The organism is Vibrio sp. B1FLJ16 (genome assembly GCF_905175385.1).
GTDB lineage: Bacteria > Pseudomonadota > Gammaproteobacteria > Enterobacterales > Vibrionaceae > Vibrio.
The window spans coordinates 603016-620512 of sequence record NZ_HG992749.1; the positions used below are offsets into that span (position 1 = coordinate 603016).

The window sequence follows — 17497 nt, forward strand, 5'->3', positions numbered from 1 at the left end:
GTGTCTTTTCTTTAAAATGTGAGTATCCACTTCGCGTTTTGCCAGCGCAGTTGCTCTTCCTGTAAATCCGCATTCAGCAACTTATTATTCTCTAACCATTCTTTGTCTGTGCAGGTCAGTTTCCATTCATCATCTTTGACGGAAAGGGTGATTTCAGGCAGCGGCTCATCATTACGCTGTCCGTTTAACACTATTGAAAGACGCAGGATTTTAATCAGACTTAATATATCACCCTGTTTATAAAGGTTAAATTCTGGAAGTTCAGTGAGTTTAATACCTTTACGCTGAAAGCGCGCCAACGTAGCCAGCACTAACTGTTGCTCGCGGTTGAAGCCCTGAAGCGTTGAGTGAAAAAGTATGTAGAATGAGTGTCGGTGAAAGCTGCGTAAGTTAATACTTAACCCGACTTCATGCAGCAGTGCGCCCCATTCCAGCAAGTCGAACAGGTCGCTTTTCTTCTTAATCCCCAGCTCTGCGTGAACTTGGTCAAGCATTTCTCTCGCTTGATCTTTTACCCGGGCGGCGTGTTCAAGATCGACACGGTGCTTTTGCGCAAGGTTTTCTGTAGTACGCATGCGAATGTCCGAGCGGGCAAAGCGCTCTTCCATCTCGTAAAGCAGCCCTTCTCTCAATGCGCCATCGGAGAAAAACATCTGATCAATTCGCAGGTCTTCAAAAATGGCGGCCAGTATTGCAACACCAGCAGCGAACACAGGTTTTCGGTCATCGGTTAGTCCATCGAGCTGAATATCGTCGATGGAGTCAAACTCACATAAGGCTTCAATCAGTTTATCGAGTCGTTTGGCCGTAATCAGACCGTCTTCAAATCCCAACCCAACCAAAACTTCCTGAATGGCTTTGATCGTGCCGGATGATCCAAGGGCTATATCCCAACCTTTTTTACGGTATTTACTGGCGATTGACTCCAGTTTCTGTTCCGCCGCTAGCATCGCTTTGGTGAAATTCTTCCTGGACAGTTTGCCGTTTTTGAAAAACTGATCAGTAAAGCTCACACAACCCATCTGCTTGCTGTTCAGAAGCTCGGGTTCGAATTCCTGACCAATAATCATCTCGGTACTGCCGCCGCCGATATCAACAACCAGCTTTGAATTTGACTCTACCTGCGTATGTGCAACGCCAAGATAAATCAGACGAGCCTCTTCCTCTCCCGGGATGATTTCAATCGGGAAAGGCATGACCTCTTTGGCACGGTTAATAAACAAATGTGCGTTATTGGCTCGTCTTAGTGTGTGCGTAGCCGCAATACGAACGTTGGATTCGTCGAAGCCCTGCAGGCGCTCTGCAAACATCTCCAGACATTCAAGCCCTCGCTCCATGGCGGCATGGCTTAAGTTCATTTCACTGTCGAGGCCTGAGGCCAGACGGACTCTCTGTTTATGACGGCTGATCAGCTGCAGATCAGTGCCGACAACTTTCGCCACAACCATATGGAAGCTGTTTGAGCCGAGGTCGATCGCTGCAATATAGCGTTCATCTTGTTCAAGTATCTGAGACATCAGGTTTTTGTCTTCTGGTTTGCTTTTCTATATTTTTAAGATAGTCGTAAATAGCAACTTGTGAGCGAACTTTTTTTCGGTTCCCCCGCGGTACATAGCTGTTGCTCATTTCTTTGTCTATCAGACGTGCCTTTACAGTATCGGTAAAGTGGATGTTGATTATATCAATGATTCTTTGTTTCAGGCGCGGATCGCGGATCGGGGTTGCGACTTCAATACGATGATCGATATTACGGGTCATCCAGTCTGCGGACGAGATAAACACCTGCGGGTCGCCGTCATTGTTTGTGATGATCACCCTCGGATGCTCCAGAAAGCGATCCACGATACTGATGATGCGAATATTATCGCTCACTCCTGCAATTCCCGGCACCAAAGAACACATGCCCCGGATGATCATGTTTATTTTCACGCCAGCGCTACTTGCAGCATAGAGCCTAGTGACAATACCCTTATCGACGAGGTTGTTTATTTTTATGGTGAGGCTGGCTTGTTTGCCTGCTTTTGCATTGGCAATCTCCGCATCGATAAGGCGGTAAATTTGTGAGCGTGAATTACGTGGTGATACCATCAGGTGATTGAACTTCACCGGTCGGTAAGGATTCTCAATATAGCCGAAGACATTGCGGACTTCATTGGTAATCTCCTGATCGGCAGTGAGCAAAGCGAAATCGGTATAAATACGTGCCGTTTTCTCATGGAAGTTACCCGTACCAATATGGGCGTAACGAATAATATCTTCACCCTCAAGACGGCTTATGAGCAGTAACTTAGAGTGAATTTTTAGACCCGGCGCGCCAAAAATAACGTGTACACCGGCTTCTGTTAACACTTTGGACCATTCTATATTCGCTTCTTCATCAAAACGGGCTTGCAGTTCGACTACTACAGTGACGCTCTTTCCGTTGTGAACGGCATCAATCAGAGAGTTCATCAGCCTGGAGTCTTTGGCGACCCTGTAAACATTGATCTTAATGCCGATGACTTTCGGATCAAAAGAAGCCTGACGAACCAGTTCGCTGATGTGATCAAAAGTATGGTAAGGGTAGTAGAGCAGAATATCCTTATCCCTGATTGCATTGAAACTATTGGGATACCCTTCAAAATCGGCACACTTCATCGGCGGCATCGGTTTGTTTTCAAGGTAGTCGCGTCCGACGTTAGGGAAAGAGATAAAGTCTTTGAAGTTCTGGTAACGGTTTCCCGGAATCAGGTTATCGTAGTTGGATATCTTGAGTTTGCTGCATAAGAAATCGAGCATGTCCTGAGGCATTTCTCGTTCGTAGACAAAGCGGACTGGCATTGCAGTCAGACGCTGGCTCACGCCTTCGGACATCTGTTCCAGCAAGCTGTACTCAATTTCGTTACGTAAATCGTATTCCGCATCCCGCGTCATTTTCATCGCATAGCCAGCTAACTCATCGTAGTCGAAAAAGCCTTTAAACAGCTCGTCTAAACAATAACGAATAATATTGTCGAGCAAAATGATGGTTTTACGGCGTTTGCCTTTTTGCTCTGGTACCATGACAAAGCGGGGTAAGTGGTCGGTTGGTATTTCGATTAGCGCATATTGAGAGTATGCCCCCTTACGCAAAACAGCGGCGATATAAGCGTACTCGTCTTTCAGAAATTGCAGTACGTCTATTTCATCTTTCATCATCAGCGGAGTGATATGCGGCATGACTTCGTTACGGAAGTACTTAGTGACCCATTTTTGTTGCACTTCGTCCAATTGTTGTTCATTGACTAAGAAAATGCGACGGCGAGCCATATCCCGAATTAATTCGCTGTATAGATCGTCGAATTGTTCGTTAAGCTTAAGTACTTTGGCTTGCATCCTGGATAACAAACGTTTGGAACTGTCACTTCCGCCTCGCTCCTGATTGATCAGGATACGACGCTTAACGTCGGCGAAGCGTACTTTATAGAATTCATCCAGGTTGTTGGAAAAGATCCCTAAGAATCGAATGCGTTCAATCAAAGGAACGGATCTATCGGCAGCTTCTTGTAATACTCGTTCGTTGAAAGATAACCAACTAAGCTCTTTTTCTATATATAGTTTTTCAGTGCTCATAACCTTACCTAGCCAAAAATTGTGAGAATTCCATGCTCATCATCATGGGTAAATAAATACAGAGGAGTGAGAACATTATGAGATTTTTGTTACAGATATATTTCAGGTTAAGTATTGCCTAGAGTTGTATTCTTTTCAGGTATTTAATGTGATCTGTAATATAATTGTCATCTTAAAGACATATTCTAGTATTAAGTAAAAAAGGTAGAGATTTAAATGGCACAAGCCGAGTTTTCATTGCAGGAAAAAGATAAGAAACGACTGATTAAAGATCGTTTGGTTCGACTTGCAGTGACTTCTGGTGGTTTGGGCGTACTTGCCGCACTTATATTGATCTTTGTCTATCTGGCTTCGGTGATCATCCCGCTGTTTTCGGACGCGAAAATTGAAACCAATCACTCGACGCGAAGTGTGGAGGCGGGAGAGCCATTAGCGATTTCCGTTGATGACTATGCTCAGCTCGCCTTTGTGATCACCAAAAGTGGTCAGGTTCAGTTCCTGTCTATGGATGAACCAGAACAGTCCGCAATCGTGACTCAGCAAGTTGCATCGAATCCGGTGTCATTCTCACCATCCGCTCCGGGGAGAGGCTGGTATGGCTTAGTCGATAAACAGGGACAAGCGCATATCTTTAAACCGGAGTTTCATTCCTCGTTACGTCAGAATACACGTCTCCCAGAGATAGTGACTTTCAATACCAGCATGAACCTGGCATTAACCGATGCCTCTGATCCTGTCGTCCAGTTTGCTTTCAGTGCTTCATCTCGGTCACCAACCATAATCTGGCAGACCCGTAGCGGACAGGTTAAAGCTCGCTGGCTGGTTTCTTCACCGCTGGACGATGAGCCAGACACGGTGGATTTTTCTTTTTCCGCTGGTTTCCACTCTCCAGAACAGATCCTACTGACTCCTGACGGCGAGACTCTCTATTTACGAGATGGCTCAGAGCTGATCGTCTTGAAGAAAGAGCAATCTACCTTTGTGGTACGCGAAGTGGTTGACCTGACGCTGGGGGACAGCAAACATTCGGTGAGAACCATAGATTTACTATCCGGTGCATACTCTCTTCTGGTCACCCATAACGATGGCAGCGTTTCACAATGGTTTGATACTTTGCAGGGTGACAAAAGAACGCTGACGCACATCCGAAACTTTAAACTGGCGTCGGAACTCAAATACTTGCTGCCCGACTCTCATCGAAAAGGTTTTTATAGCTTCTACGCCAATGGCACGGTGCAAAGCCATTACACCACCAGTGAAAAGCTGGTGTTGTTTAAGCGAGCTTATAAGCAAGCCCCTGAAGTTGCGGCAATGTCGAGCAACGAGCGTTACTTAATTACTTGGCAGGATGACAAGCTTGATGTGGCGGTGGTTGATAACCCTTATCCAGAAGTGTCGCTTTCTTCTCTGTGGCAAGAGGTGTGGTATGAAGGGTATCCAGAGCCAGAGTTTGTCTGGCAATCGACTTCGGCCAGTGATGATTTTGAAGCTAAATTCAGTTTAGTGCCGATTGCGTTTGGTACCATCAAAGCGGCTATGTTTGCAATGCTGTTTTCGGTACCTCTGGCCGTACTGGGCGCAATTTATACCGCATACTTTATGTCGCCCCGGATGCGCAGAGTGGTCAAACCGTCGATAGAGTTGATGGAGGCTCTGCCAACGGTGATCATCGGTTTTCTTGCTGGTTTGTGGTTTGCGCCTATTGTTGAGGATCACTTAATCACACTTGTGGTGATGCTGTTTGTTCTACCTCTTAGCACCATGATAATGGGCGGTGTCTGGGCGGTACTTCCGCAGTCATTGCGTAACCGGCTGCCAAATGGCTGGCATGCAGTAGTACTGATGCCTGTGATATTACTGATAATCGGCCTGGCTATATGGGTTTCTCCCGCTATTGAACAGATCTTGTTTGATGGTGATATACGGTTGTTCCTTACAGAACATGGTATCGGTTTCGATCAGCGCAATGCACTCGTAGTGGGACTGGCAATGGGTTTTGCTGTTATCCCCACCATTTTCACGATTGCAGAAGATGCTATTTTTTCTGTGCCTAAGCACTTATCCGATGGCTCATTAGCTTTAGGCGCAACGCCCTGGCAGACATTGATTTATGTGGTGCTGCTGACAGCAAGTCCCGGTATTTTCTCAGCCGTAATGATGGGGTTGGGGCGTGCTGTGGGAGAAACCATGATAGTGTTAATGGCAACGGGGAACACGCCGCTGATGGATTGGAACATACTAGAGGGTATGCGAACCTTGTCGGCAACCATTGCTGTGGAACTGCCGGAATCTGAAGTGGGCAGTACACACTTCCGGTTACTGTTCCTTTCGGCATTCATTCTGTTTGTGTTCACCTTTGCAGTCAATGCGCTTGCAGAGATAGTCAGACAAAGACTGAGAGATAAATACCGTGCGTTGTAAGAGTAGTTTGGACATAGAGCGGGTAGTTACGTGTTAAATTGGATTCGTTCTGGCGCACCATGGATATGGCTGACTGGTGGAGCGGTGAGTATCAGCTTACTCTCCGTGTTAGGCCTGTTGTTGCTGATCGGCTGGAAAGGGCTCACCTTCTTCTGGCCAGCCCCTCTGTATCAGTGGAATGTGACAGCATTAACGCCAGTGCAGGGAGAAGTATTACAAGAGAGTAGTAAACTCATCGGTCAGGTCTATGCGCGCAGCTTTGTACCCAAAAGTTATTTGCCGGAGGGTACGGTTAAGCAACTGGACGATGATGAGGACTTTGCCACCCGTCTGAGCATTAAAATCGCAAACCGAGAGCTGTATCCCGCAGATTTTATCTCTGTCCTCCAAATCCAGTTAGATGAGCCTACTACTCCTGAAGAGCTAGCGGTCATCGAGCGCAGCAGTGGCGGCTACTTTTTTGGCAAAATGCTTGCTTTCCAGGATGGGGACAAGCTTTACGACAGTGACATTCTGACGATATTAGATAAGAAGCTTGATGATGCGGAAACGTTACGCCATGAAATCGACTCGCTGGTGGTCAATCAGCTTCAGGATCTTGGCTGGAAGTTAGAGCAACTAAGGTTAAATAAGCGTAAACATGAACTGAATAACACGCTTGATGAAAACTTTTTATCTGATTATCAGAAGCGCAAAGAGCAGGTAGAGCAACAGTTGGCTACGTTGGATGTTCAGCTCGACGGCCTTCGTTTGCAACTGTCAGGTTATGCTGTGATTGTCGAAGATATGACGGGCTCTCAGGTTTCTATTCCACTTGAAGATATTCTGGATTACTGGTACCCGAACCAGATGTCATTGCTTGGTAAAGTCGGCCATTGGTGTAAACAAGTCTGGAAGTTTCTTTCTGACGATCCTCGCGAATCAAATTCAGAAGGCGGCGTTTTCCCGGCAATCTTTGGTACCGTTTTCTTGGTTATTATCATGTCGATCATTGTGATGCCGTTGGGTGTGATTGCCGCGATTTATCTTCATGAGTATGCCAAGAACAACGCATTAACCCGCGTAATCCGGATTGCGGTGATTAACCTGGCTGGTGTACCGTCAATTGTTTACGGTGTGTTTGGTTTGGGCTTTTTTGTTTATACGATTGGTGGTTCAATCGATAGCCTGTTTTATAGTGAAAAACTGCCTGCACCGACCTTTGGTACGCCGGGTTTGTTATGGTCGGCACTGACACTTGCCGTGCTCACCCTGCCCGTGGTGATAGTGACGACCGAAGAAGGTTTAACCCGTATTCCTAACTCCGTCCGTCACGGTTCATTAGCGCTCGGAGCAACCCAGTTTGAAACGCTTTGGCGTGTGGTTTTACCCATGGCGACTCCGGCGATTATTACTGGGTTAATACTTGCTATAGCCCGTGCTGCCGGAGAAGTAGCACCGTTGATGCTGGTGGGAGTTGTTAAGCTGGCTTCAAGCCTACCTGTCGACGGGCAGTTCCCGTATGTGCATCTGGACAGAAAGTTCATGCATCTGGGCTTCCACATTTACGATGTCGGTTTTCAGACTTCTAATATCGAAGCCGCACGCCCCTTAGTGTACGCTACCTCTTTCCTGCTCATTACCGTGATAGTGGGACTAAACTTAACAGCAATAAGTATCCGAAATAATTTGCGCGAAAAATACAGAACGTTAGGACAAGATTAAGAATGTTTAACTTCGATAATACATTGGGTTATGAACCACCATTAGATGTGAATAACCTGACGGATGAACAGACGGCTATCTCAATAGAGAACCTTAATCTTTTCTACGGGCAGGCTCAGGCGTTACACAATATTTCGATGCGAATTCCGAAAGGGCGGGTTACGGCATTTATCGGCCCGTCGGGTTGTGGTAAGTCGACCCTGTTGCGTTGTATCAACCGCATGAACGATTTGGTTGAGGGATGTAAGGTCACCGGTAAAGTACGCTTGCATGGCAAAAACGTTTATCACCCCAATGTGGATGTGGCGACACTAAGACGTCGGGTGGGAATGGTATTCCAGCGTCCTAATCCATTCCCTAAATCTATTTATGAAAATGTGGTCTATGGACTGCGCCTGCAAGGCCTGAAGAACAGCCGAGCGTTAGATGATGCCGTTGAGCGTTCATTACGAGCGGCTGCTCTGTGGGATGAAGTCAAAGACCGCTTACATGAAAACGCCTTTGGGCTATCGGGAGGCCAGCAACAGCGTTTGGTGATTGCACGTGCTGTAGCGATTGAACCAGAAGTACTTTTACTCGATGAACCGACATCTGCACTTGATCCAATCTCCACTTTAACTATTGAGGAGCTTATCAATGAGCTGAAAACTCAATATACTGTGGTTATTGTTACCCACAACATGCAGCAAGCGGCGCGGGTCAGTGATCACACGGCATTCATTCACATGGGTAAGTTGATTGAATATTCCGATGCGGACTCGATTTTTACCTCGCCGATGAAGACCCAGACGGAAGACTACATAACAGGCCGCTACGGTTAACCTAGGGCTTAAGTACTGAACAAAAAGGAACATCATGCACTTTGGACGTCATATATCAGAACAATTTAACGTAGAACTAGAAGCGATTCGTACCCATGTTTTAACCATGGGGGGCTTGGTTGAACAGCAGCTATCGTACGCTATTCAGGCCTTGCACAAAGAAGATATCGAGCTGGCGCGTAAAGTTGTGCGTGACGATCACAAAGTGAATGCGATGGAAGTTTCTATCGATGATACGTGTACTCGTATTATTGCCAAGCGTCAGCCGACGGCGAAAGATCTGCGCTTAATCATGGCGATCATCAAGACCATTACCGATTTAGAACGAATTGGTGATGTGGCTACACGTATTGCTTATGTTGCTATCGAGAGTCCATCTTCGAAAGAGCGTCAGTTCCAGGTATCTTTAGAGCCACTGTGTCGTCAGGCTATTCAAATGCTGCATCAGGTGCTCGATGCTTTTGCCCGTATGGACGTGGAAGCGGCCGCAGAAGTGCACAAGCAGGACGATAAACTCGATGCGGAATATGAAGCGGTGATACGTCAGTTGATGACGTACATGATGGAAGACCCGAAAAATATCCCTCACATTTTGCAAGTGATGTGGTCGGCGCGAGCGATCGAGCGGGTGGGAGACCGCTGTCAGAACATCTGTGAATACATCATCTACTTTGTCAAAGGAAAGGACGTTCGTCACCTTGGCGATCAGAGCATTGACGATGTACTCAAATAAGAAGAACAGAATTAAACATAAAGACCAGCGTTAAAGCTGGTTTTTATGTTTTTGGGTAAGGTATTGAGCCTAGTATTTATCCGGCACAAAGGTCTGATCATCGATTGGTACTCTTACATAGCCTTCTTTGTTCAACTCGGGTAACTCAACATCAGGGTACTCAAGCGCTTTGTATTCAATCTGACTTAATAAATGGCTGATGCAGTTTAAGCGTGCCTTCTTTTTATCATCAGATGGTACGACCCACCAAGGACTGCTTTTAGTATCTGTATAGGTAAACATCTTATCTTTTGCTTCTGAGTATTCAGCCCAGCGGTTGCGGGATTCCAAGTCCATCGGGCTGAACTTCCAGCGTTTAAGTGGCGTGTTGATGCGCTCTAAAAAGCGCTTCTCTTGTACTTCGTCAGAGACAGAAAACCAGTATTTGATCAAGATGATGCCTGAACGTTGAAGCATACGTTCAAATTGAGGACATGAGCGGAGGAACTCTTCGTATTCATCTGGTGTGCAAAAGCCCATCACCTTCTCTACACCGGCCCGGTTATACCAACTGCGGTCAAACAAGACGATTTCTCCCGCTGACGGCAGGTGGTTAACATACCGCTGAAAATACCACTGGGTCTTCTCTTTTTCAGTGGGGGTAGGCAGAGCGACAACGCGACAGACACGATGGTTAAGTTTCTCTGTAATACGCTTAATTGCGCCACCTTTCCCGGCAGCATCACGGCCTTCGAATAACACGAGTACTTTTAGACCTTTGTGTTTGACCCACTCCTGAAGCTTAACCAACTCTACTTGCAGCTTTATTAACTCTTTTTCATATTTCTTTTTTTTCAGCTTAGACATACTTAACTCCTCTGTTCCCAAGACGATGTCAGTACCCAGCCATAGAAGAGATCTTTCGGTTTTTCTATTTGAGAGCGGCTGCCACGCTGGCTATGGCTTGTATGCTGGTGACCGGAATTGCGAAATCATCAACATCAGCAGCCCCCATTTTGCTTTGAGCAGCGATAAAGTTCATGTAGCTCCGACGAACGCTTTTACCTGAAAGATGCACTTCTTGAACAAGGGTTTGTTCCACCAGTGAACGTACATTTTCGGCGTTAACCCCCGCACCAGCCATAATACTAACACGCCCTTCCGCTTGCTTTACTAAAGACCCAATCACATTGCAGCCCTGAGGAGCGGTAGGAGCGAGACCCGATGTCAGAATACGTTCACAACCTAAGTGTATGACATCTTCTAAGGCTTGCTCTGGATTACGGCATTGATCAAAAGCGCGGTGGAAAGTTACACCTAATCCCAATGAAAGAGCGTATTCGCACAGTTCAGTGGCAAATGGCATATGAATGTCGCCATCCTGAGTCAGTACGCCAACAACGACACCATTTAAACCGGCTTTGTGTGCCGCTTCAATGTCGAAGCGCATCATTTCAATTTCCTCTTCACTGTAGAGGAAATCCCCCTGACGCGGACGAATCATCGCGTAAACAGGAACAGTAGAAAGTTTAGCTGCTTGTTGCATGAACCCGTAGCTTGGCGTCAGTCCGCCTAAGGCCAGAGACGAACAAAGTTCGATACGAGTAGCTCCGCCAGAAACGGCGTTGTGAAGAGATTCGATGTTGTCGATACAGACTTCTAACTGAGTTATCACGGTGTAGCCCCGAATGATGGTTATTAATGGTAACTTTTCGCCAGATATTAGCAGGGGGAGGAGAGATGATCTGTATGGAAGGTACAGGAAATAGAGGTAAAGTTATCCCCTGGGCGTTACCCCGTTTGAGGGCGCATTCCCTTAAATAGAAAGCTCTTAAATAAAAAGTTCTCAAAAAGAAAGCCCGGAGTATTAACTCCGGGCTTTGATAAGACTTTACTTAGACTGATTGGCGTTTGCGGTTATTCCGCTATAGCTTTTGCTTTATATATACATCCAACCAATTCACCCGTTGAGCTTGGGTGAGGTCCAGTTGATTACGCTAGGTCAGCTGCGTTTTCAGATAGGAACGCTGCAACACCTTTTGGAGATGCGTCCATACCTGCTTTACCTTCTTCCCATTGTGCAGGACATACTTCGCCGTGCTTCTGGTGGAAGTTAAGTGCGTCAACCATACGTAGCATTTCGTCGATGTTACGGCCTAGTGGTAGGTCGTTAACTACTTGGTGACGTACAAGACCGTCTTCGTCGATTAGGAAAGAACCACGGAAAGCAACGCCTGCTTCTGGGTGCTCAACATCGTAAGCTTTACAGATTTCGTGCTTAACGTCAGCAACTAGTGGGTATTTAACCTGACCGATACCGCCATCTTCGATAGCAGTGTTACGCCATGCGTTGTGAGAGAACTGAGAATCGATAGAAACACCGATTACTTCAACGCCTTTAGCTTGGAAGTCAGCTAGACGGTTGTCGAATGCGATTAGCTCAGACGGGCAAACGAAAGTGAAATCTAGTGGGTAGAAGAACACTACGGCTTTTTTACCTTTAGTGAATTCTGCGAAGTTGAAGTTATCAACGATTTCACCGTTACCTAGAACAGCTGCTGCAGTAAAATCAGGGGCTTGACGACCTACTAGTACCATTTTTTGCTCCTAAAGAATTATGGTTAGTCCCAAGACGTAAAGAGTTATGCCGTCTCGGTCCGTATTAAATCGGGACAAACTATAGTACAGAATGTAGTATTGGAAAAAGCGAAATAAATAGATTGAGTTAATCGAAAAAAACGATAACAACGAAACGCCTAACTCGATCACCAAAGCAGTGGTAGATACTAATACAATTATGAATAAGTGGCCCAGTTTAAAGCAGTTGCACTACTTAGTGACACTGCATGAAACACGACATTTCAGCGATGCCGCGGTGAGATGTTTTGTGAGTCAGTCTACGTTAAGCAAAGGGATTCAGAACCTTGAAGATCTGATCGGCTGCCCTTTATACGAAAAGAAAGACAAGAAAAGCCCGTTAGTTTTCACCCAAACCGGTGAGATGGTTGTTAAACGTGGTCGTGAATTACTGGCGAAAGGGCAAGATTTGGTTGAACTTGGGCGATTGTGTCAGGGCGACGAGATGAAAGGGCAGCTGAAAGTCGGATGTATTCCGACCATCGCGCCTTTCTTACTTTGTGATTTAGTTCAGGAAGTCAATTACCGTTTTCCACAACTCAATCTTTTATTAAGAGAAGATACGACCAGCAACCTCTTACAAGCTCTAAGGCATGGTGAGCTGGATGTACTTATCCTCGCTTTACCTGTAGAAACAGAAGGAATGGAAAGCCGCATCGTCGGGAAAGACCCATTCCGTATGGTGATCAGTGCCAATCAGGCAGATTCAGTTCCTGTACCTATCCGTTATGACGATCTTCCTGATGAATCGGTCTTTCTGCTGGAGAAAGAGCACTGTTTGACCGAACATGCAGTATCGGCGTGTAAGTTAACCGATAAAGAAAAAATTAATCCTTTTACCGCGACGAGCTTACATACCTTAGTGCAAATGGTTGCTAATGGGCTGGGGACAACGTTTATTCCTCAGATGGCGATTGAGCACGGACTGCTTCATAACCAAAACCTCGTTGTTATCGATCCACCTGGTAAACAGGCTTACCGTGAAATTGGCCTCGTCTGGCGTCCCAGTTCATCACGTACAAACACTTTTAATCAGCTTGCAGATGTTGTTTCTGAACTGCTTTAGCTATTAGTCTTAGCCCTCGCATTACTGATATTCGTCTAAAAACGCACTATAAATGGTGCGCTTTTTAGTATTTTATTCTGTTGGTGATCTTTAAGTTGTAAATTTACAGCTTTTCTTTGATTGAAGTTTTCATAAAATAGTGAAATTTCACAATGTTAATTTTACACACTTCACTATACAACCTGTTTAAGCGCCGTTTGATTCTCCCTCTGTGACCCTTGGGAATACAAGGCTCCCTCGTTTCTCATTCTATTCATACGCATGTTTGAAATGACTATTATGTCAAAAAATGCTTGTAATTAAATTACGTAATAACTTACAAAAAGACGTCAAAAAGCAGCCGTTTCTTTCGTGCCAGATAAAACTTCGAATTTCAAATTTTGTCTGTATTAGGGGTTTCGCTAAACCCTTTGTTGATATAGCTTATTTAAAGGCCGGTAAGACTTATGTCTAGATTGATAAACCACGCTATGTTACGCAATCTATACCCAAGCCCCAAGAGATGAACACAAAATGTCAGGATGTTATTTGTTGTTTATAACTTACAAATGTAGCTTTTGCTGACTGCCTAAGATAGATGAAGCACCTTAAGGATGAATGATTATGCTTGCTCAGACAGAACAAAAAACACAACCAACGAAGCAGAACCAAGGCAAGCTTGAAGTTACTGGCGTACTTGCTCCGGAACATCAAGCTATTTTTCCTACGGAGGCGCAAACCTTTTTATCTCTGCTTTGTGACAATTTTGCCGGACGTGTAGACCAACTGCTGCAAGCAAGAGAAGAAAAACAAGCACTTATTGATTCCGGTGAACTACCAGATTTTCTGCCTGAGACACAAGACATTCGCGAGGGAAGCTGGAAGATCCTGGGGATTCCGCAAGATCTGCAAGATCGACGAGTTGAAATCACCGGACCTACTGATCGTAAAATGGTTATCAATGCTCTGAATGCGAATGTGAAGGTATTCATGGCAGACTTCGAGGATTCGATGTCTCCTGCGTGGAGTGCTGTTCTTGATGGTCAGGTAAACCTGCGCGACGCGGTTAACGGTACCATCAGCTACACCAATCCGGGTAATGGAAAGCATTATGAGCTGTCAGATGACCCTGCGGTGTTGATCTGTCGTGTACGTGGCCTGCACTTAAAAGAAAAACATGTGAAGTGGAATGAGCAGATCATTCCGGGCTCACTGTTTGATTTCGCGCTTTACTTCTACAACAACTACAAAGAGTTGTTACAGAAAGGCAGCGGTCCTTATTTCTACATCCCTAAACTGCAGTCCCATCACGAAGCGAAGTGGTGGAGCGAAGTGTTCCATTTCACAGAGGAATATTTTGGTCTTGATACCGGCACGATTAAAGCGACGGTATTGATTGAAACGTTACCCGCTGTGTTCGAGATGGATGAAATTTTGTTCTCACTAAAAGAACACATTGTGGGTCTTAACTGTGGCCGTTGGGATTACATCTTCAGCTACATAAAAACACTTAAGAACCACCCAGACCGAGTATTACCGGATCGCCAGGTCGTTACGATGGACAAGCCATTTCTGAATGCATACTCACGATTACTGGTACGTACGTGTCATAAACGTGGCGCGTTTGCCATGGGGGGTATGGCAGCATTCATTCCGGCTAAAGACCCGCAAGAGAACCAGAAAGTACTGGATAAGATTCATAACGATAAATCGCTGGAAGCAAATAATGGCCACGATGGTACCTGGGTTGCGCACCCTGGTCTGGCGGATACTGCGATGGAAGTGTTCAGCAACATCCTTGGAGAGCGTTCGAATCAGCTGGATGTCAGCCGCTCAGAAGACGCGCCAATTTCGGCTGCGGAATTACTTGAGCCATGTGAAGGTCAGCGTACTGAAGACGGTATGCGCCACAATATTCGCGTTGCTCTGCAATACATCGAGGCGTGGATCTCAGGCAATGGCTGTGTACCAATCTACGGGCTGATGGAAGATGCCGCTACTGCAGAAATTTCACGCGCTTCTATTTGGCAATGGATTCAGCATGGTAAGTCGTTGGATAACGGCCAGAAAGTAACCAAGGAGCTGTTCGAATCCTACTTGAAAGAAGAAGTAGAAGTTGTGAAACAGGAAATCGGGGAAGCGCGTTATCAGGCTGGTCGCTTTGAGGAAGCAGCGCAACTGATGGCGAAGCTGACAACCAGTGATGAGCTAACGAACTTCTTGACCATTCCGGGTTATGACTATCTGGATTAAGAACACGAATACTTAGACAACAAACACAAAACCAATAACGTGAAGGACTTTGAAGGCAGAGAAGGATGTACTGCCTGAGAACGGGAACTCAACGCACACACATAAAGTGCAAATTATAAAGAGGGATAGAACAATGACATTAACTCGCCGCCAACAAATTGAAGCTTTAGAAAAAGACTGGGCAACTAATCCACGCTGGAAAAACGTGAAACGTACTTACACTGCTGAGGAAGTCGTTGAACTGCGTGGTTCTATGGTTCCTGCAAACACAATTGCACAACGTGGTGCTGACAAACTGTGGTCACTGGTCAACGGTAGTGCGAAAAAAGGCTACGTTAACTGTCTTGGCGCACTGACTGGTGGTCAGGCTGTTCAACAGGCTAAAGCAGGTATCGAAGCGATTTACCTTTCAGGGTGGCAAGTTGCTGCGGATAACAATACCGCATCAACCATGTACCCAGACCAGTCGCTATACCCTGTAGACTCTGTTCCTTCTGTTGTTAAGCGTATTAACAACTCTTTCCGCCGCGCTGACCAAATTCAGTGGGCGGGTGGTAAGTCTCCGTCAGATGAAGGCGGTATTGATTACTTCCTGCCAATCGTAGCGGACGCAGAAGCAGGCTTTGGTGGCGTATTAAACGCATACGAACTGATGAAGTCTATGATAGAAGCGGGTGCTGCTGGCGTTCACTTTGAAGACCAGTTGGCATCAGTTAAGAAGTGTGGTCACATGGGCGGTAAAGTACTGGTTCCGACTCAGGAAGCGGTTCAAAAACTGGTAGCTGCTCGTTTGGCTGCAGACGTAGCCGGTACAACAACACTTGTTATTGCTCGTACAGATGCGAACGCGGCAGACCTGCTAACATCAGATTGTGACCCTTATGATAAAGACTTTATCGAAGGCGAGCGTACTCAGGAAGGTTTCTACCGAGTACGCGCTGGTATTGACCAGGCAATCTCGCGTGGCCTAGCTTATGCGCCATACGCAGATTTAATCTGGTGCGAAACAGCCACGCCATGTCTGGAAGAAGCGCGTAAATTTGCAGAAGCTATTCACGCAGAGTACCCAGAGCAACTGCTAGCATACAACTGTTCTCCATCATTCAACTGGGAGAAAAATCTGGATGCAGAAACTATTGCTAAATTCCAGCAAGAGCTTTCTGACATGGGCTACAAGTACCAGTTCATTACTCTGGCGGGTATTCACAACATGTGGTTCAACATGTTTGAACTGGCTCACGCTTATGCTCAGGGTGAAGGTATGCGTCATTACGTTGAGAAAGTTCAGCGTCCAGAGTTCCAGGCTGCAGATAAGGGTTACACATTTGTAGCGCACCAACAAGAAGTAGGTACAGGTTACTTCGACAGAATGACCAATACAATTCAGGGTGGTAACTCATCTGTAACAGCACTAACGGGATCGACAGAAGAAGACCAGTTCTAAATTGGCAAGGCAAGATTTCCCACAACAACGCCAGTAGGCACATTGAGCGGCATTAATGCCGCTCTTTTTTATTTTGAAAACAGTGTCATTACAATATGCTCAGCTATACCCAAGTCATTCTCGCTGAACCGAGCATCTTGAGGTTACTTGGGCATAAGAGATAGCAAAGTAGTTATTGTGTTTCTTCGTCTGACTCAATTTCTTCTGGTTCAGCTTCTTCTTGCAATTCAAGCAGATTAATTGCGATGGTCACGAAATCACTATCAGTAATGATTCCTACCAAATGCCCTTTGTTGACCACAGGCAGACAACCGACTTTATGCTTTTGCATGTAGATTGCGCTTTCTTTTAAGCCTGCTCGCGGCTCTGCGGTCATGATGTTGGTATGCATCGTTTTTTCGAGAGGCGTATCGAGGGTAACAGATTGTTCAGCCCCATCCGGGTGTAAGCTAGATTCTTGAGCGGCAAGAATGTCGCGTTGAGTCACCAAACCTTGTAAATGATTATTGGCGTCAACAACCGGAATATGGCGAATATCTAGCGCTTCCATCATCTCTTTTGCATCACGTAAAGTGTGCGCCTGAGTTAGAGTATGAGGGTGGCGAGTCATCATATCTTCGACCTTAATCATAGAGACCTCCAGTAGCGTTGTCCTTTAGTTAAATATAGGAAATATTTGACTCTATATCTGAGAGATACCCCGTTTTTCATCAACAAAATGGCGCGGTGTTAAGACGCAGGTTTTCTATTCGAAAATTACTGGCTATCTATGTTTTTATCACTTAAGGGATGTCATTTTCTGTGCGAGTCAGTTTGCACTTTTTACTGATAAGGTATGTGGTCAGAATGTAATCCAATGAGTTGAATCG

The 17497-nt window shown here is 45.8% G+C and carries 13 protein-coding genes; 7 read left to right on the plus strand and 6 right to left on the minus strand.

Annotated elements, in window-relative coordinates:
- Positions 1-11: 11 nt before the first annotated feature.
- Complete coding sequence (gene ppx / locus KHN79_RS02755; RefSeq protein WP_182010327.1) at positions 12-1517, minus strand: exopolyphosphatase; 1506 nt, start codon at positions 1515-1517, stop codon at positions 12-14.
- Positions 1501-3591 carry a polyphosphate kinase 1 gene (gene ppk1 / locus KHN79_RS02760; protein WP_182010328.1) on the minus strand — a complete coding sequence of 697 codons (2091 nt, stop codon included), beginning with the start codon at positions 3589-3591 and terminating at the stop codon, positions 1501-1503. The genes ppx and ppk1 overlap by 17 nt, the downstream gene beginning before the upstream one ends.
- Positions 3592-3807: 216 nt before the next feature.
- Between ppk1 and KHN79_RS02765 the strand changes: the two genes are divergently transcribed.
- Genes KHN79_RS02765 through phoU form a run of 4 tightly spaced genes read left to right on the plus strand, consistent with a single transcriptional unit; the run spans position 3808 to position 9270 of the window.
- Positions 3808-6012 carry an ABC transporter permease subunit gene (locus tag KHN79_RS02765; RefSeq protein ID WP_182010329.1) on the plus strand — a complete coding sequence of 735 codons (2205 nt, stop codon included), beginning with the start codon at positions 3808-3810 and terminating at the stop codon, positions 6010-6012.
- 30 nt (positions 6013-6042) lie between these two features.
- On the plus strand, positions 6043-7716 hold the full coding sequence (gene pstA, locus KHN79_RS02770) for a phosphate ABC transporter permease PstA (RefSeq protein WP_182010330.1): 1674 nt from the start codon (positions 6043-6045) through the stop codon (positions 7714-7716).
- Positions 7717-7718: 2 nt separating this feature from the next.
- A complete protein-coding gene (gene pstB / locus KHN79_RS02775) occupies positions 7719-8537 on the plus strand; it encodes a phosphate ABC transporter ATP-binding protein PstB (RefSeq protein WP_182010331.1) in 819 nt (272 codons plus the stop codon).
- A 34-nt stretch (positions 8538-8571) separates the two neighbouring features.
- Positions 8572-9270: a phosphate signaling complex protein PhoU gene (phoU, locus tag KHN79_RS02780; protein WP_182010332.1), complete on the plus strand. Its 699-nt coding sequence runs from the start codon at positions 8572-8574 to the stop codon at positions 9268-9270.
- 69 nt (positions 9271-9339) lie between these two features.
- Here the strand turns inward: phoU and ppk2 are convergent, their stop codons facing one another.
- The 3 genes from ppk2 to KHN79_RS02795 all read right to left on the minus strand — a co-directional run bounded on the left by ppk2 (position 9340) and on the right by KHN79_RS02795 (position 11847).
- Positions 9340-10116: a polyphosphate kinase 2 gene (gene ppk2 / locus KHN79_RS02785; RefSeq protein ID WP_182010333.1), complete on the minus strand. Its 777-nt coding sequence runs from the start codon at positions 10114-10116 to the stop codon at positions 9340-9342.
- A gap of 64 nt (positions 10117-10180) precedes the next feature.
- On the minus strand, positions 10181-10924 hold the full coding sequence (locus KHN79_RS02790; RefSeq protein ID WP_182010334.1) for a copper homeostasis protein CutC: 744 nt from the start codon (positions 10922-10924) through the stop codon (positions 10181-10183).
- A 317-nt stretch (positions 10925-11241) separates the two neighbouring features.
- Complete coding sequence (locus KHN79_RS02795) at positions 11242-11847, minus strand: peroxiredoxin C (RefSeq protein WP_182010335.1); 606 nt, start codon at positions 11845-11847, stop codon at positions 11242-11244.
- 199 nt (positions 11848-12046) lie between these two features.
- Between KHN79_RS02795 and KHN79_RS02800 the strand changes: the two genes are divergently transcribed.
- The 3 genes from KHN79_RS02800 (at position 12047) to aceA (ending at position 16628) form a co-directional block, all read left to right on the plus strand.
- Positions 12047-12952 carry a hydrogen peroxide-inducible genes activator gene (locus tag KHN79_RS02800; protein WP_182010336.1) on the plus strand — a complete coding sequence of 302 codons (906 nt, stop codon included), beginning with the start codon at positions 12047-12049 and terminating at the stop codon, positions 12950-12952.
- A 603-nt stretch (positions 12953-13555) separates the two neighbouring features.
- Positions 13556-15184, plus strand: coding sequence for a malate synthase A (aceB, locus tag KHN79_RS02805; protein WP_182010337.1), 1629 nt, complete (start codon positions 13556-13558; stop codon positions 15182-15184).
- 133 nt (positions 15185-15317) lie between these two features.
- The gene (gene aceA, locus KHN79_RS02810) at positions 15318-16628 is read left to right on the plus strand and encodes an isocitrate lyase (protein ID WP_182010338.1); all 1311 of its coding nucleotides are present in this window, start codon (positions 15318-15320) and stop codon (positions 16626-16628) included.
- Between the two features lie 172 nt (positions 16629-16800).
- On the opposite strand, the gene KHN79_RS02815 is transcribed toward aceA, so the two are convergent.
- Positions 16801-17259, minus strand: a complete 459-nt coding sequence (locus tag KHN79_RS02815; RefSeq protein ID WP_182010339.1) for a CBS domain-containing protein — start codon at positions 17257-17259, stop codon at positions 16801-16803.
- Positions 17260-17497: the final 238 nt, after the last annotated feature.

Coding starts and splice junctions, on each gene's coding strand:
- ppk1 (WP_182010328.1), bottom strand. CDS start 3,591: ATGAGCACTGAAAAACTATATATAGAAAAAGAGCTTAGTTGGTTATCT.
- KHN79_RS02795 (WP_182010335.1), bottom strand. CDS start 11,847: ATGGTACTAGTAGGTCGTCAAGCCCCTGATTTTACTGCAGCAGCTGTT.
- KHN79_RS02800 (WP_182010336.1), top strand. CDS start 12,047: ATGAATAAGTGGCCCAGTTTAAAGCAGTTGCACTACTTAGTGACACTG.
- pstB (WP_182010331.1), top strand. CDS start 7,719: ATGTTTAACTTCGATAATACATTGGGTTATGAACCACCATTAGATGTG.
- KHN79_RS02765 (WP_182010329.1), top strand. CDS start 3,808: ATGGCACAAGCCGAGTTTTCATTGCAGGAAAAAGATAAGAAACGACTG.
- ppx (WP_182010327.1), bottom strand. CDS start 1,517: ATGTCTCAGATACTTGAACAAGATGAACGCTATATTGCAGCGATCGAC.
- KHN79_RS02815 (WP_182010339.1), bottom strand. CDS start 17,259: ATGATTAAGGTCGAAGATATGATGACTCGCCACCCTCATACTCTAACT.
- aceA (WP_182010338.1), top strand. CDS start 15,318: ATGACATTAACTCGCCGCCAACAAATTGAAGCTTTAGAAAAAGACTGG.
- aceB (WP_182010337.1), top strand. CDS start 13,556: ATGCTTGCTCAGACAGAACAAAAAACACAACCAACGAAGCAGAACCAA.
- phoU (WP_182010332.1), top strand. CDS start 8,572: ATGCACTTTGGACGTCATATATCAGAACAATTTAACGTAGAACTAGAA.
- ppk2 (WP_182010333.1), bottom strand. CDS start 10,116: ATGTCTAAGCTGAAAAAAAAGAAATATGAAAAAGAGTTAATAAAGCTG.